The following is a 16,919-nucleotide window of genomic DNA, read 5'->3' on the forward strand; positions in this document are numbered from 1 at the left end:
GATGCCGCGTTTTTGGAGTGCCTTCAAAAAACCGTTGAGCTCGTCACCGGTCTTGAACTGTTTAAAAAAATTGTCGTCGAATAATTCCTCGTTCTTCATAATGGTGTGAAAATTTAAAGTTAAAAAAATAGCGGGGGCATGCCCCCGCTATTTTTTTATTTACACACTTTATGAGATAGTCCCGTAAAAAAAGACATTATTCGGTTTATAAACAAGAACTTTTCTAGCCCGTTCAAGTGTTCACAGGCCATTTCTTTACGATTTACATTTCTAAACTTTTAAACGGCCTAATAATACATTACCTAGAGTTTTGTACTGTCATTACCAGTGGTATTCACTTTGTTTTTTCCTCTTCTATCTATTTCCAATGCCCTTTTATAAAAATCTCTAAATTTCTCCTTGTTGTATTTCGCTCGCATAGCAGATAGCACATCTGCCAATCCTAAACTGGTCCAATCCCATAACATAGTATCAAAATTGTACTTGTACATCTGCTTACCAACTTCGGTGTGGATTTTGTCAATTTCCTTTTTTTCGATTCCGTTTTCGAGTAGTCTTTCCTGAACTAATTTTTCATTTGCTGCCGTAAACTCCGTGTCGAGATAGGGTTCCAAAATCCAATCCCAATTCCAGCTATGCTCAGATAAAACGATATCATTATTCTCGGCAAATCTCTTCAAACACTCTTTCTTTTCTGAGGATACAAAAACAATATCACCTGCAACATAAATTTTACAAATTCCGAATTCAACACAAATGGATTGGATCTCATCAGCTTTAATCCGTTTTTCTGGATATGCAAAGGAAGGCTCAAAGGGATATTCGGTTATCAGAATAAAATTTTCGTGAATATTGGATTTTCCTATGCCACAGAGTAAGTTTTTCATTTCATATATTAAAATATTAAAAATAGCTCTATTTAACATGAGTTCGACGTAAGAACTCACGCAATATAACATTCCGCCTAACTTTAGGCTCATAAACCGAAAGCAATTAATAGGCTTCTAGAAAAAATTATTTTAGAATCAACTCATTCCTCTTATTTTGAACATAAAACTTCTAGTTGAATTAGAATCAAGCACTTTCTATTTGAGATGATTTATTGATAATAGTTTCAATATCTTCCTTCAAAAAGTTAGAACCCTGTCCGTTTGAGGTCACGAATAAATAGTTCAAAAAGAAAAAACGCCAAGTTTGCTTGAGCGTTTTTTTGTTTGAACTATTTTCAACGCAGAGCATTGTAGGTATAGCTAGTATGCAATAACTACTGAACTCTCTATTTTTTGCAAGGAACGCCCGTGGAAAGTCGCTTTGCCAAATTACCTCGCTTGCAAGAATGAATCAACAAGAAGTTGAATACGAAGAAAATCTGTCTGAATAAGTAATCTTATTACTTACTTCCTTTTATCCAAAATATCCGAAACGATCATTTTGGCATGTATTCTTGAATTTTCAATAAACCATTTGTGGGTTTCCATCCCCCCGCAGATTACACCGGCCAAATAAAGATTTTTAACATTGGTTTCCATCGTTTCCGGATTATACTCCGGTAGCCGTTTCTCGTCTTCTGAAATATGGATGCCCAACATTTTTAAGAATTCAAAATTAGGTTTATATCCAGTAAGAGCCAGTACAAAATCATTGGGCAAACTTTGGGTCTCCCCTTTTTCGATGCTAATTTCTATGGAATCCTCATGGATGGCCTTCACCGTACTACTAAAATACGCCTTGATACTTTTTTCCTCGATCCTGTTAATAATATCTGGCCGTACCCAATACTTTACGCGCTGACCAACTTCCGGCCCCCTTATGACCAACGTAACTTCCGCACCCTTTCTCCAACATTCCAAAGCCGCATCTATGGCACTATTACTGGCTCCTATTACAGCTACCTTTTGACCGGCATAATAGTGTGGGCTTCCGTAGTAATGGGCTACTTTTTCCAAATCCTCACCCGGAACGTTCAGTAAATTGGGAATATCATAAAAACCTGTGGCCACGATAACGTTTTTGCCCTCATAGGTACCCTTGCTCGTTCTTACTTGAAAGGTATCGGCAACTTTTTGAACATCAAGGACTTTTTCAAATAAGTGTATGTTGAGTTTATTGGCAGTTACAATTCTTCGGTAATACTCCAGGGCTTCGTCTCGCTTCGGTTTGGCCTCTTTGCTGATAAATGGGATGTCGTCAATTTCCAATCTCTCCGAAGAGGAAAAGAACTGCATATTGGCGGGGTAATTGAACAAGGAATTCACAATAGGCCCCTTTTCCAAAATGACGTAGGATAATCCTTTTTTTTGGGCTTCCAATCCACAGGCAATGCCAATTGGCCCTCCTCCAATGATTACGATATTAAACAAATCCATGCTGCCCATTTTATTGAAGTAAAATTCAATTTTGAAAAGTACAAAACTAGGTATTTTAAATAAGAAACAAGATTTGAAATGATATTGAAAAAGTCGCAAAATCCTTTCTATAAATGATTTTTATCATGCTTTAAGTATTCGAATTGAACGACCTTTAAGTAACAATTAAAAACCAAAGTTATGAGTTTAAGACATAGAGTGCCCGTTTCGACCATTATGACAAAAAAGATTATCACGTTGAACAGCAATGATCAATTGGAAACTGCAGAGCGCTTGTTCAAACAGCACCATATCCGGCATATTCCGGTTGTGGAAGGGGATAGGATCATCGGGATGTTGAGCTTGACGGATTTGCTTCGCATAAGTTTTGCCGATGGTGCCTACGAAGAAGATGCAGATGTGGAGACCATCGTTTACAACATGTTCACCATTTCACAGGTGATGGCCAAGAATCTAAAGAGTGTTTCTTCCGATACAACGATCAAGGAAGTGGCCGAAATCTTGTCGCATAATGAATTTCATGCGCTACCGGTGGTGGATGGAGAGACCTTGGTAGGAATCGTGACCACTACAGATTTGATAAAGTACCTCTTGGAGCAGTATTAGTTTTTAGGATAAAAATAAAGGTGGTCAATATCGTTTACCGATTATTGACCACCTTTTGTTCGTAGTTTCCATCTGCCGCACGTTTCAAGTCCAGAATTGTTTGCGCCGGATTTTCACTTTTAAAAACGAAACTGCCCGCCACCAATACATCGGCACCAGCTTCGGTTAGTTTTTTGGCATTTTCTGAGGTTACGCCCCCATCGATTTCTATGAGGGCCGTAGCCTTTTTTATATTGATAAGCTCTTTTAGGGCTTTAATTTTTACATAGGTGTTATCGATAAAGGATTGTCCCCCAAATCCAGGGTTCACACTCATGAGCAATACTAAATCAATATCGTTGATGATATCCTCCAATAAATTGATATTACTATGTGGATTTAGAGATACCCCAGCCTTCATCCCTTTTGCTTTAATCGCCTGTATAGTTCGGTGTAGATGGGTACATGCTTCGTAGTGAACCGTCAGGATAGAGGCTCCTAGTTCAGCAAATGTATTAATATAGCGGTCAGGGTCAACAATCATCAAATGTACATCCAAGGGTTTGGTAGCATGTTTTTGAATGGCTTTGATAACGGGCATCCCATACGAAATGTTTGGAACGAAAACCCCGTCCATGACATCGATATGGTGCCAATCGGCATCACTATTGTTAACCATTTCGACGTCACGCCTTAAATTTCCGAAATCCGCTGCAAGTAGAGATGGGGCTATTTTTGTTTTTCGCATTTTGTATCCGCTATATTATCATGCAAAAATAGTGATTTGAGTTTTGCATAACCCAATGTGATTCGCTTTACGGTCTCATTTTTTCAAAGTAATTTATCAAATCATTTTCCGCCGCTATATATCCAAAAGAACTCCATGAGGGGCTATCCACTAAATCCAACATTATCTCTTTGGCTTTTTCTTTTTCGTTATTATAAAAATACCAGTTAGAAAGTCCATAGGCCACCGCATCGTTCGATGGATTTCCGGATTTGTTTCGTAGAAGGGAGTCTATTGGAATCAATCCTTTGTACAATTTACAAAGTTCATAATAGCTTTGGTTTTCAATTACATCCATTTTTTCGGTAATAGGTTCCAACATTTCATTTGCCAATGTTTCGTTTCCAAGTCTGCGTTGTATCATATATAGCCAATGAGTGCTTGAAACTATATTATCATCCAGCTCTCCTGATTTCCTACAGTTTAGATACGCATCAAATGCTTTTTCATAGTCGTGTACTAGATAATACGCCAAACCCAAATGATACCAGATATTTCCGTGTAGTGTGCTTACCGGAATGTTCATGGCATTTGGCATCCCATCGGGTTCAATTTCGTTGGGCTTTCCTTCGATGAGGTTTTTTGCTTTCTCCAAATCTGAGATTGCCTTGCCAAATTCCCGTATGGAGATATATCGGTGTCCGCGATGTCGGAAAAAACGGGCGTCCTCAGGGAATTTCTCGATTCCTTTTGAATATAAGGCAATGGCATCTTCATACTTTCCAAGATAGGCGGTCCGTCTTCCGTACCAAATCAGGGCATCGGCGCTATTGGGATTGCTTTCATAGACTTGTTTCGCCTCTACGTATTGGGTCAACATTTTCTCGGAAGGCTCGGGAATACCGAATTCCTTGCCCAATGGGGTAATGAATCGATCAGATGTTCCCTGGAAAAGGGTTACCGTCTCCGTAGCTTCCGTTTTTTCCTTTTTAATTTCTCTGCAACCGGTAAAAACCATCGTTAAACCCAATAGCAAAAATGCCTGGCCGACCGGAATTCTATATATACTCATGACTATTCCCCAATTTGAACCGCTTTTTTTCCCGCTTTTTCCAATATGGCATTGACCTCGGGCAATTGAGAACCCATTACTTTGTTCAAATTTGACAAGAGGGTTTCAAGTTCCGCAGAAAGTTCTTTAAAAACCTTATAGGCCCCGTCAGTAGGTCTGGCATCTCCGGTCTCAACGCTTCTACGTAAGGAGGAAAGACGATTGTTCAACTTGATCGGAAAATTCAGAGGATCTTGAGGGGACTGGTTCTTAACTTGATATAGTTTTTCTTCAATGGCCGTCAAACTATCTAAAAAAGGAGCGACTTTTCGCTTAAAATTGGAACCTGAAAGTGCCTCTTTTTGCGCGTTCAATTGTTCGCGAACCAGGCGTATTTTAATAACCGCTTCATTCGCGGCACTGGTCTTGTTCATAATCTTATTGGCCAGTTCAAATTGTTCTTGAAGATCGGCTTTGGTTATACCCTTTAAATTGGGGTTCATTTCTATGTCGAAAGTAAATGTTTCTTCATAGTCGCCTGTTTTCATTTTCACTTTGTAAGTCCCTAAGGGAGCTTTTGGTCCTCTTTGGGGTCGACCGCTCCAAATGATCATTCCGTCGAAAACCGTCGCGCCGGGGTAACGTAAATCCCATGTGAATGTATTTAGGCCTTTTGCCGTTGTGGGTTTTGACGACCCCCCTCGTTCCCACCAAGGGGCGTCCGGGTCTTTTTCATATTTAGGCTTACTACCCGTAAAAGTGTCGATAATCATATTATTTGCATCCAATATTTCGAAAGTAATCGTGTCTTGTTCAGATTTGAGATAATATTGGATGGTTGCATCGCTGATTCCACGAATGGCGTTCTTCGGTTTGAATAGCACGGCATCTTGTTCCTTCATTTCTGGTTTGTACTGCCTTAAAGGTTGTATATCGTCCAAGATCCAAAATCCACGGCCGTGGGTTCCAAGTACAACATCATTGTCCTTAATTACCAAATCTCTTACAGGTGTATCGGGCAGTTTTAACTGGAGGCTTTGCCATAAATCCCCATCGTTTATTGAGAAATAGACACCATGTTCCGTGGCAAGAAACAAAAGCCCTTCCCTAACGGGATCTTCCCGAACCGCCCTCGCAAAATGTCCATCGGAAATTCCGTTGATTATCTTCTTCCATGTTTTTCCATAATCATGGGTCTTAAAAACATAAGGCTGCCTGTCATCGACCTGATATCGGTTTGCCGCAACATACAAGGTTCCGGGGTTATGTACCGATTCATCAATTATGCTTACCCTTGAAAATTTTGGTAAATCTTCTGGGGTAATATCTTCCCAATTCTTTCCGCCATCCCTAGTGATATGTATTTTCCCATCATCAGAACCTGCCCAAATAGTATTGATATCATGGGTTGATGGTGCAAGAGCGAAAACCGTTGCATAAATTTCCGGCCCATTCATATCCATTGTAATTACACCGCCCGTTTTTCCCAAAGTGGAAGGGTCGGCATAGGTTAGATCGGGACTTATCTTTTCCCATGACTGGCCGTCGTCCGTTGTTTTCCAAACATGTTGGGAACAGGTGTACATTACATTTGGATCTTGGGGAGCAAACATGATAGGAAAAGTCCACTGCCAACGTTCGGGCAGTGCACTTGCCGGTTCGCCCGAGAAAAATCTCGGATATACCTGTATGTCCCGGGTTTGGCCATTGCTTCTATCGTAACGTGTTAAAAGAGCACCTTGGCTACCTGCATAAAAAATATCCTTTTTAACTGGGTGTTGTGTGATCCATCCGCTCTCGCCACCACCTACGGCATAATACCACCCATGATTTGGCCCATGGGCTTGCATATGGTCCCAGCCATCGCTGGGCATGGCCAATGTACTATTGTCCTGTTGGGCACCTGCTACGTGATATGGCACATCATTGGTAGCCGTGACATGATAAAACTGTGTAGTAACGTAATCTTCCTCCGTCCAGGTTTTTCCACCGTTAATACTAACGACACTGCCACCATCATTTGATGAAACCATTCGATCTGGATTGTTTGGATCAATCCATAAGTCATGATTATCCCCGTGAGGCACTTTTATTTCTGTATCGAAAGTTTTTCCACTGTCGGTAGATTTCCAGAAATCGACATTTAGGCAATAGACCGTTTCCTTGTCCATAGGATCGGCATAAATTCGCGAGTAATAAAATGCACGTTGCCGCAATTTTCGCTCATCGTTGGTTCTTTCCCAAGTTTTTCCACCATCATCGGAACGGAAAACACCGCCTTCATTGGCCTCTACGATGGCCCAAACGCGGTTGGAATCTACAGGGGAAACGGTAACACCTATTTTTCCGATAGGTGGTGCGGGCATTCCCTCGTTGCTGGTTAGATCGTTCCAGGTATCCCCTCCATCAGTGGATTTCCATAATTTGGAATCGCCACCACCACCCCACATTTTCCAAGCTTTTCGTTGTACTTCCCAAGTGCTGGCATACAGAACATCTGGATTGTTGCGGTCGATAATCAAGTCCACTGCTCCAGCTTTGGGGCTCACGTATAAAACTTTTTCCCAAGTTTCGCCACCATTTGTGCTTTTAAAGACCCCTCGTTCTTCATTATCGCCATAGGGGTGTCCCAAAGCGGCCACATAGACAATGTCTGCATTTGTAGGATGAATCCGGATTCTAGCAATGGCCTGAGTTTCCTCCAAACCCAAATGCTTCCAGGTTTCACCTGCATCCGTGGATTTATACACACCATCCCCTTGTGTAATACTTCCCCTCAGCTGTACCTCACCCATTCCAATATATACAATATCCGGGTTGGTTTCGGCAATTGCTACGGCACCCACTGAAGAACTGGTAACCTGCCCGTCAGTGACGGGTTTCCATTCGTTGCCACCATCAGTGGTCTTCCATAAACCGCCACCTGTGGCCCCAAAGTAATATTCATTGGGTCTGGATGGGCTTCCCGCAGCACCTAGAGATCTTCCACCACGTGCCGGACCTATATTGCGCCATTCCAGTTGTTCGTAAAACGATGGGTCAATGGGTAGCTCTTCCGTTTGAGAAAAAGCGAACGTTACACAAAAAATAAAAATAACGATTAGTGGAGTTTTGTACTTTGAATTCATATTGGTGTTGGTTTTATTTATTTTAAAATGATAAAAAATATAAGATGAAAATTACTGGTTCTGTAGCTTGTAATTAATGGAATAGCAATCTATTCTAGGTTTTCATTTTCATTATACGACTCGTGATTTTCATCCCCACCCGACAGTAAATATTTAAATAGGTCCTTTACCTCTTGCTCGTTGAGTCGGTTCAACAAGCCGCCTGGCATCGGTGAGATTGGAGAGGGCCCGCGTTCGGATACCTCTTCTTTTTTTATGGTTATTGTATAGGTTTCATTAAAGGGATTTGGCATTAATTCAATTTTGTCCTCATTTTCGGATTTAATTCTACCTGCCAAGATTTTACCATCACTTAATTGAAATAGGGTATTTGCATATTGGTCCGAAATCTCATCGCTGGGACTGGCAATAGCATTGATTAGGTCGTACGTGCCAAATTTAGTGAAGGCTTGCGTAAGGTCTGGTCCTGAGGCCCCGCCTTCACCTCTCATTCTATGGCAAAGGATACACATGGCAGCTTCAAAGGCCCTTTTTCCATCTTCGTAGGAATCTCCTTTTAGGTCTTCGTTCCAAACTATGTTCTGGAGGTCTCCAGCCATGTACGTATTGCCAGGTCCTATGGGTTGGGGAAGATCGGCCACGGCACTTGACGGGGAGTATTCTCCAGATATTTCCTTGAAGTATTCTTTTTCGGCTTCGGGTACATGGGACATGGCCCTTTGACGTACGTTTTCCATGTAAGCCTTAAAGCTCATACCTCCTTTGCTGTCAAGAACATCATAAAACCATTTAAAATACGTTTCCCGTAAATCCTTTGTCCATCCTTTATCGGCATTGCTCAAAAGCATGCCATAATAAATGGCCTCACTAGGGGGCATTTGTGCTACGACCTCCCTAATGATTTCACCATATTGTTCGCTCCTGAGGGTGGTTTCCTCGTCCAACAGTTCGATACCATCCGAAACTGTTTTTTCTTCAGTATGTTTAAGTAGTTGTTCGACCAATCCCTCCGTAATCCCATCAGCTTCCAAATAAAGAAGGATCTGACTTAATTCCTTGTTTACGCTGTTGTTGGCATGGGGAAAGTAGCGATTTAGTTTTTTGGCTATGGCATTTCCCGTGGAACCGGCCGGCTTGCCCATTCTTATAAAGGAGAGTGAATAGGCACGTAGAAGAGCCAATCGATTATCATCAGAAAGAGTTTCCAGGTTAAGCGGTTCCAATTTTTGATAAATCAATTGTTGGTTTTGTGGTTCGTCCGTTCTAGCTAGGGCAATACTTGCATTGATAAGCTTTGTAGCATCGGTTTCTGAAGTAAATCGGTCTTTCCAAGCATTGAAATCGGCATGCTCCAGGACCATACGCGAAGCATATCGTATAAAACGATCGTCGTGGCCCAAATTTTCCCAAGCTAAGGCCAGTCCTTCCCCGTTTGTGTTTTTTTGAAAGGATTCCAAAGTTTGGCGAAGTTCCCGTAACTGCTTGTTGTCCTCATTGACCGCTACATCTGTTTCGGCCATGACCTCACCCTCATAGGATAAACGATAAAGATGTGAATCCAAGTTTCGCCCTCCGGTGGCAAAGTAAAGATTACCGTCAGAACCGGAAATCATATCAGTAAGGGGCAATGGAGTTCCAGAAAAGAACTGTTCCCTTTTAGCTTCATAGCTACTACCTTTAGGAATTAAATCAATAAAATACACCGTTCCAAAACTCCAATCCATTACCAATAGCCCATTTTTGTATTTTGAAGGGAAATTTAAGGACGCGGAAGAAAGGACAGCCGTGGGCGAGCCCTGCTCCAAGTTATGTACGGCCGGAAGATTATCCGGGTAGTAAGCGGGCCATTTCCCAGAACCTGTACGCCATCCATATTCACTTCCCGGTACCACGTGGCAAATACGCGTAGGCCTATACCAAGGCATACCAATGTCCCATTCCATATCAGAATCATAGGTAAAAAGTTCCCCATCGTTGTTGAAGGCAATATCAAAAGGGTTTCTATAGCCTGCCGATATCAATTCCCATTCGGTACCATCAGGTTTGAATTTAGCTACCCAACCCCCTGGTGCCTTAATATCGTTGGCATGGCCCCTAGCATCCAAGTAGGTAGGTATCAAGTTGTCCTCGTTCCAGTTGTTGGGCAACCTGCTGTTGTTCTTTATAGTATCCGGAACCAAGGTGTGGTTACCGGCAATGAAGTAAATTTCATTTCCATCCGGAGATAAAACCAAACTGTGCGGCCCATGCTCCCCATCGCCCTCCAATCTCAAAAGCATCTTGCTTTGGTCCAAAACCCCGTCGCCATTGGTGTCTTCAATTCTGTAAATACCGCTACCAAAATTGGAATCTTCCTCCCATCTTTTATTTACGGACACATATAAGCTATTGAATGCCCAAAGTAATCCATGAGCTTGCCCAATCTCAATATCCAACGGAGATATATCCTCCTTGGAAAGTTGCTCCCCGGTTTTGGGAGGGGTAAAGGAGTAAATTTTACCATATTGGTCACAGGAATAGATTATGCCATTGGGACCTTGGGCCAAAGACACCCAAGAGCCTTGATCATGGGCACTGGGATGATAGATTTCCTCTAGTGAAAAACCATCGGGAATATTGAACTTGATTTCAGAGGCTTGGTCGGCTGCCTCTTTCTTGGTTTCGGTCTTACAGGCATAGGTTATCACAACTAGTGTTAATATTGCGATGAACCGAAGAAAATAATTTTTCATGGATAATAAGTTGGTCTTTTAGATAGCTAAAAGATACAAAACTTACGTTTAGGAATTTAATGTAATTGTCTTAGACCTTCATACACCGTAATGGCAACTGCATTTGCCAAATTTAGGCTCCTCACGTGGGTACTGTAAAGCGGGATTTTAAAGACATTACGGGTATTTCTTTCCAAAATATCATTGGAAAGCCCACTGGATTCCTTGCCAAAAAGGAGAAATGTATTTTCTGTATATGTTGCATCCCAATGGTTTTTTGAACCATGGGAGGAAAAAAATAGCATTTTTTCCTCTTTATGGGATTCAAAAAATTCCTTCTGATTTTCATACTCCCTAATATTTAGATGTTGCCAATAATCCAAGCCGGCCCTTTTCAAACGTTTATCCGAAATTTCAAATCCGTAGGGTTTAACCAAGTGAAGGTTGCAGCCCGTAGCCAAGGCAAGCCTGCCTATATTCCCTGTATTGGTATGGATTTCCGGTTCAATAAGAACAATATGAAGTGCCATGTTCAACGCAAGGTTTTTAAATAGAGGTTTTCAACTTTTTTCCTGGCCCAGGGTGTTCGCCTTAGAAACGAAAGGCTTGATTTTATTGATGGATCGTTCTTAAAACAATTGATATTTATTTCTTCCGATAGTTCTTCCCATGAATATACTTGGGTAAGATGTTCTAAAATATCTACCAGTTTTACCCCATGGAGCGGATTGTTTTTTTGAGTCATGGTGTCAATTTTTAAATGCGATGAGCATGGATATGGGAGGAATATCAACATACTCCTGAATGGTTTTGGAACCCTCAAAATCAAAAGTATTTTTATATATGGCCAATTTGTAGGCTTCCTTAAGTGGATATCGATAGGGTTCCTTTCTTGCGTTATAGATTACAAGTATTTCTTTCCATGTATCGCCGCTGGTCTGGTTCTCCAAGGTATACGAAATGAGGCCATCGGCTACCATTTGAAACCTTAGTTTCTCGTTTACCTCTTTGGTACTTTCCAATGAAAACGACGGATGTTCCTTTCGCAATGCTATCAGGTTTTTATAATATTCAAAAACAGCTTGATTGGTTTTTTTCAAGTTCCAATCTATTTGATTGATGCTATCTGAAAGATTATAGGAATTGTGTGCTCCTTGTTTGGTTCTCAAAAATTCTACGCCTGCATGCAAAAATGGGGTGCCCTGGGAAGTCAAAACAATGGCATTGGCCAATGTATGCATGGCAATTAGTTCTTCTTGGCTCGCGGACGGATCGGAGATTTTTAATTTATCGTACAAGGTATGGTTGTCATGACAAGAAGTATAGGAAATAGATTGACAAGGTTCTTTGGCCCAAGGAGCCTTGGAATAATTTACACTGTTATAGTTGATTTGAGGATGTTTTATTCCGCCTACAAGTCCAAACTTTATGGATTCCTCTTTTTTGGTTCCTCCGTTTACAAAACCCGTATCCATATCATCGAAAACCGAACCTTTTAGTCCATCCCTAATATCGTCACTGAACGCAGCAATTTCAGGCAATTGCTGCATGTGCTTTTTTAAGGCTCTTTTTTCCTCTGGCAGCGGAGAGTCTTTTGCTGTCCACCCTTCACCATATAAAAGCGCATTGGGATTGACTTTTTTTATGGCCGAGGCTATTTCGTTCATGGTATCCATATCGTGGATGCCCATTAAATCGAAACGAAATCCGTCTATATGATATTCTTCGGTCCAATATAATAAGGACTCCAACATGAATTTTTTCATCATGGTCCTTTCTGATGCCGTTTCATTGCCGCAAGCGGCCGCATCTGAATAGCTGCCATCTTCGTTATGCCGATAATAATAACCGGGTACCTCTTGATTAAAAAGCGATTTCTCAGTCTTGCCCGTATGGTTGTAGACCACATCCAGAATCACCCCTATACCGTTATCGTGAAATGATTTTACCATTTGTTTGAATTCCTTTATTCGGACCGAAGCGTTATAAGGGTCGGTCGAATAAGAACCTTCCGGTACATTGTAATTTTTGGGATCGTATCCCCAGTTAAATTGGGGTGTATCCAGTTTTGTTTCGTCAATGGAATAGTGGTCAAAGGAGGGTAGCAAATGCACATGGGTAATGCCAAGCTCCTTAAGATGGCCAATGCCTGTTTTGACATTTTCAGGCCCCAGGGTGCCCAGTTCTCCCAACCCGATGAATTTTCCCTTATGCTCCACGCCAGATTGCGGGTGAATGGTCATGTCCCTTACATGCAATTCATAGATTATTGCCTTATTGGGTGTATCCAAGATAGGCCCTTCGTCATTTTCCCATCCCAAAGGGTTTGTAGATTCCATATCCAAGACCATGGCCTTATGGCCATTCACCCCTATGGCCATGGCGTAAATACCTGGGGTTTCGTTTAACCAAGTGCTCCCAATTTTTACTTGAAAGGTATAGTAGGTACCATGTAGGTCGCCCTGAACTTTTTTTGACCAAACCCCATTATCCGTTGATTTCATGGCAAGGGTTTCCTTAATAGGGGAATAGTTACCGTTCTCGAAAAAATTAATCTTCACTTCCTTGGCGGTGGGCGCCCATAATTTGAATTCCGTGACGTCTTTGGTATAGTACGGCCAAAGGTTTTCATCAGAGGCGGTAGGGTAGGAGTCGTAGTCTTTTAAAGCGAATTTGGGATTACAGGAAATAATCAATACAGTTGAAATTAGAAGAATTGAAAATAACTTCATAAATGTGGTACTTAATGTCAATATAAGAAAGATATTCAAATCGCTAATACCATGAAATGTATGTTTTATGGAAATAATAAAATGAAAAAACTCCGGTAATCAGCCGGAGTTTATTCATCAATCAAAAAACGAACAGTCATGATAAACTGTTTGTAATCTTAAAATTACAACTAATATGCCAAATTTCCAATTTAGGGAATCTTTAACGTGTAATTTTTATTGTTAACCTAAATATGTCTTAAGTATCTTACTTCTAGATGTATGTTTTAACCTACGAATTGCCTTTTCCTTGATTTGGCGAACCCTTTCCCTAGTCAGGTCAAAAGTTTCACCTATTTCCTCCAAGGTCATGGAATGTTGGCCTGCAAGCCCAAAATAGAGCCTAATAACATCGGCCTCTCTTGGGGTAAGTGTTTCAAGGGCCCTTTCAATTTCTGTGCGAAGGGATTCATGTAACAATTCCCTATCCGGATTTGGAGACTCCCCACTGCGCAATACATCGTAAAGGTTGGAATCCTCACCATCGATCAAAGGAGCATCCATGGATACGTGACGACCCGAGTTTTTCAAGGATTGCTTTACATCTTCTACGGTCATGTCCAATTCCTTGGCAATTTCCTCTGCAGATGGTACACGCTCATGTGCTTGCTCCAAGAAAGCAAAGGTTTTGTTGATCTTGTTTATAGATCCAATTTTGTTCAGTGGCAAGCGAACGATACGGGACTGTTCTGCCAATGCCTGTAATATAGATTGACGGATCCACCATACGGCGTAGGAGATAAACTTAAATCCCCGCGTTTCGTCAAAACGCTGTGCAGCTTTGATCAGACCAAGGTTCCCCTCATTGATCAAATCCGGTAAAGTAAGACCTTGGTTTTGGTACTGCTTAGCAACGGATACCACGAATCTAAGGTTGGCTTTCGTCAGTTTTTCAAGAGCGATTTGGTCGCCTGCCTTGATGCGTTGTGCCAACTCTACTTCTTCATCAGCGGTAATCAAGTCCACTTTTCCAATTTCTTGCAAGTACTTGTCCAAGGATGCGGTCTCCCTATTGGTGACCTGTTTTGTAATCTTAAGCTGTCTCATTAAAATAAATTAAGTTCAATTTGCATAGACTGCATATACTTATACGTAAATTTTCATGGAATGTTACAATAGGGTATAAAAAAGTTCAATTAATCGATAAAATGAATAAAAATAGCCCCAACAGATATTTGTTGGGGCTTTTTACATTTAAAAGATCGGGAATTAATCCCTTCTTGGTTTTCTATCGCGATCGCGGTTCCTGTCGTTTCCACGACGATCGTCCCTACGTCTATTATCGCTATTGTCACGTGGGGGTCTTTCCTTAAAACCTTCGGGTTTTGGTAAAAGAGCCTTACGGGAAACCTTGTCCTTTTTAGTTCTAGGGTCGAGTCCAAAATATTTTACATCAAAGACATCTCCCATGTTCACTACATCGGACACATTCTCCGTACGTTCCCAGGCCAATTCGGATACATGAAGTAGCACTTCGTTCCCAGGAGCATCCATATATTCAACAACGGCACCAAAATCCAACATTTTAATGACCTTCACTTCATAAACGCTACCTACTTCAGGCTTGAACATCAGCGAATCGATTTTTGCCAAGACAGCATCGATTCCCGCTTGATTTGTTCCCAAGATTTCAACGATACCCTCTTCTGTAACAGGATCCTCATTGATAACAATGGTCGTTTTGGTTTCTTTTTGTAGTTCTTGAATAACTTTTCCTCCTGGTCCAATCAAGGCCCCGATAAATTCGTTAGGAATGATACGTGTGACCATTTTTGGTGCATGGGGTTTTACATCCTCCCTTGGTGCATCAATGGTTTCCACTAATTTTTCAAGAATATGTAAACGCCCGTCACGAGCTTGCTTTAAGGCTTTCACCAAAATTTCATAGGACAGGCCTTTCACTTTTATATCCATTTGGCAAGCCGTGATACCATCTGCGGTACCCGTTACCTTAAAGTCCATATCGCCCAAGTGATCTTCATCTCCCAAAATATCCGAAAGCACGGCATATTTACCAGATTCAGTATCGGTAATCAATCCCATGGCAATACCGGAAACCGGTTTTTTTAATTGAACACCGGCATCCATCAAGGCCATAGTACCAGAACAAACCGTTGCCATGGATGAGGAACCATTAGACTCCAACACTTCGGATACGACCCTTACTGTGTAAGGACAGTCTTCGGGAACCATACCTTTTAAGGCTCTTTGGGCCAAGTTACCGTGACCGACTTCCCTTCTGGAAGTTCCACGGATCGGTCTGGCTTCCCCTGTTGAAAATGGAGGGAAATTATAGTGTAGGTAGAAACGCTCTTCCCCTTCTTGAGAGGGCATATCTATTTGGTTGGCGTCTCTGGAAGTACCTAAGGTTACCGTAGCCAATGCTTGGGTTTCACCTCGTGTAAAGATAGCAGAACCATGGGTTGATGGTAAATAGTCCACCTCACACCAAATTGGGCGAATTTCGTTTGTTTTTCTTCCGTCCAATCGTAAGCCTTCGTTCAAGGTAAGGTCCCTTACTGCATTTTTTTCGGCCTTGTAGAAATATTTGGAGATCAATCCACCATATTCTTCTTGTTCCTCTTCGGAAAATGAAGCGATAACTTCTTCCTTTATGGCATCAAACGCCGCACTTCTTTCGTGCTTTGCAGAACCGGCCTTTGCAATTTCATATACCTTATCGTACGCAAGGGCGTGAACTTTTTTAGCTAAATCCTCATCTTCCCTTTCCGGCTCATATTCACGGACTTCTTTTTTTCCGAAGGATTCTGCCAATCGCACTTGAGCGGCACATTGAACCTTGATGGCTTCGTGAGCGAATTTGATGGCCTCCGTCATTTCCTCCTCGGAAATTTCATCCATTTCACCTTCTACCATCATAACGGAGTCCGCCGATGCACCGATGACCATGTCGATATCGGATTCTTTCAATTGCGCAAACGATGGGTTTATAACGAACTCACCGTTCACCCTTCCTACCCTTACTTCTGAAATGGGACATTCAAAAGGAAAGTCAGATAATTGGATGGCCGCGGATGCTGCCAAACCTGCCATAGCGTCCGGCATCACGTCCTCGTCATGGGACATCAATTGAATCATTACCTGGGTTTCTGAATGATAATCTTTTGGGAATAATGGTCGCAATACACGATCTACTAAACGCATGGTCAAAACTTCACCATCGCTGGGACGGGCTTCTCTTTTGAAAAATCCGCCAGGGTAACGTCCTGCAGCGGCAAATTTTTCGCGGTAGTCTACTGTTAGTGGAAGAAAATCCACGTCGCTTTGTTTGTAATTGGAAACGACCGTACATAATAACATACATTTTCCAGATTGAACGACTACAGAACCATGGGCCTGTTTTGCCAATTTTCCGGTTTCGATAGAAATCTCCCTACCGTCACCAAGGTCAATGACCTCTCTAAATACTTTTGGAATCATAAAATTTGATTAAAACCTGACGCGTTCAGGTTTGTTAAACAATGGTCTTTCCGACATTTTTTATGGTCGGGGTTGTTGTGTTGTTGTGTGGACCAATGAAAAACTGTGTGTAGCTTTTTGTGTGTGCCTATTTTTACTC

Annotated in this window: 12 protein-coding genes; 1 reads left to right on the forward strand and 11 read right to left on the reverse strand. The window is 41.6% G+C overall.

Annotated features, from left to right (window positions below; all coding sequences use genetic code 11):
• Positions 1-302 precede the first annotated feature (302 nt).
• Together BFP75_RS12310 and BFP75_RS12315 are read right to left on the reverse strand one after the other, a co-directional pair.
• The gene (locus tag BFP75_RS12310; protein ID WP_099545686.1) at positions 303-887 is read right to left on the reverse strand and encodes a hypothetical protein; all 585 of its coding nucleotides are present in this window, start codon (positions 885-887) and stop codon (positions 303-305) included.
• 507 nt (positions 888-1,394) lie between these two features.
• Positions 1,395-2,366, reverse strand: a complete 972-nt coding sequence (locus BFP75_RS12315) for a YpdA family putative bacillithiol disulfide reductase (RefSeq protein ID WP_099545825.1) — start codon at positions 2,364-2,366, stop codon at positions 1,395-1,397.
• 180 nt (positions 2,367-2,546) lie between these two features.
• On the opposite strand from BFP75_RS12315, the gene BFP75_RS12320 reads away from it, so the two are divergent.
• Positions 2,547-2,972, forward strand: a complete 426-nt coding sequence (locus tag BFP75_RS12320) for an HPP family protein (protein WP_240531779.1) — start codon at positions 2,547-2,549, stop codon at positions 2,970-2,972.
• Between the two features lie 34 nt (positions 2,973-3,006).
• Here BFP75_RS12320 and rpe read toward each other — a convergent pair whose 3' ends face one another.
• The 9 genes from rpe to BFP75_RS12365 all read right to left on the reverse strand — a co-directional run bounded on the left by rpe (position 3,007) and on the right by BFP75_RS12365 (position 16,780).
• Positions 3,007-3,699 carry a ribulose-phosphate 3-epimerase gene (gene rpe, locus BFP75_RS12325; RefSeq protein WP_099545687.1) on the reverse strand — a complete coding sequence of 231 codons (693 nt, stop codon included), beginning with the start codon at positions 3,697-3,699 and terminating at the stop codon, positions 3,007-3,009.
• A 67-nt stretch (positions 3,700-3,766) separates the two neighbouring features.
• Positions 3,767-4,750: a tetratricopeptide repeat protein gene (locus tag BFP75_RS12330; protein ID WP_099545688.1), complete on the reverse strand. Its 984-nt coding sequence runs from the start codon at positions 4,748-4,750 to the stop codon at positions 3,767-3,769.
• Between the two features lie 2 nt (positions 4,751-4,752).
• Positions 4,753-7,857 (reverse strand): WD40/YVTN/BNR-like repeat-containing protein, encoded by a 3,105-nt coding sequence (locus BFP75_RS12335; protein ID WP_099545689.1) that lies wholly within the window; start codon positions 7,855-7,857, stop codon positions 4,753-4,755.
• An 89-nt stretch (positions 7,858-7,946) separates the two neighbouring features.
• A complete protein-coding gene (locus tag BFP75_RS12340; RefSeq protein WP_099545690.1) occupies positions 7,947-10,589 on the reverse strand; it encodes a c-type cytochrome in 2,643 nt (880 codons plus the stop codon).
• A gap of 56 nt (positions 10,590-10,645) precedes the next feature.
• Positions 10,646-11,098, reverse strand: coding sequence for a tRNA (cytidine(34)-2'-O)-methyltransferase (locus tag BFP75_RS12345; protein ID WP_099545691.1), 453 nt, complete (start codon positions 11,096-11,098; stop codon positions 10,646-10,648).
• Positions 11,099-11,100: 2 nt separating this feature from the next.
• A complete protein-coding gene (locus tag BFP75_RS12350) occupies positions 11,101-11,313 on the reverse strand; it encodes a VF530 family DNA-binding protein (RefSeq protein WP_099545692.1) in 213 nt (70 codons plus the stop codon).
• Between the two features lie 4 nt (positions 11,314-11,317).
• The gene (gene pulA / locus BFP75_RS12355; RefSeq protein WP_099545693.1) at positions 11,318-13,300 is read right to left on the reverse strand and encodes a type I pullulanase; all 1,983 of its coding nucleotides are present in this window, start codon (positions 13,298-13,300) and stop codon (positions 11,318-11,320) included.
• Positions 13,301-13,522: 222 nt separating this feature from the next.
• Entirely contained in the window at positions 13,523-14,386 is an 864-nt protein-coding gene (locus BFP75_RS12360; RefSeq protein ID WP_099545694.1) for an RNA polymerase sigma factor RpoD/SigA, read from the reverse strand.
• A 162-nt stretch (positions 14,387-14,548) separates the two neighbouring features.
• Positions 14,549-16,780: a polyribonucleotide nucleotidyltransferase gene (locus BFP75_RS12365; RefSeq protein ID WP_099545695.1), complete on the reverse strand. Its 2,232-nt coding sequence runs from the start codon at positions 16,778-16,780 to the stop codon at positions 14,549-14,551.
• Positions 16,781-16,919 lie beyond the last annotated feature (139 nt).

The organism is Maribacter sp. 4G9 (genome assembly GCF_002742265.1).
Lineage (GTDB): Bacteria > Bacteroidota > Bacteroidia > Flavobacteriales > Flavobacteriaceae > Maribacter.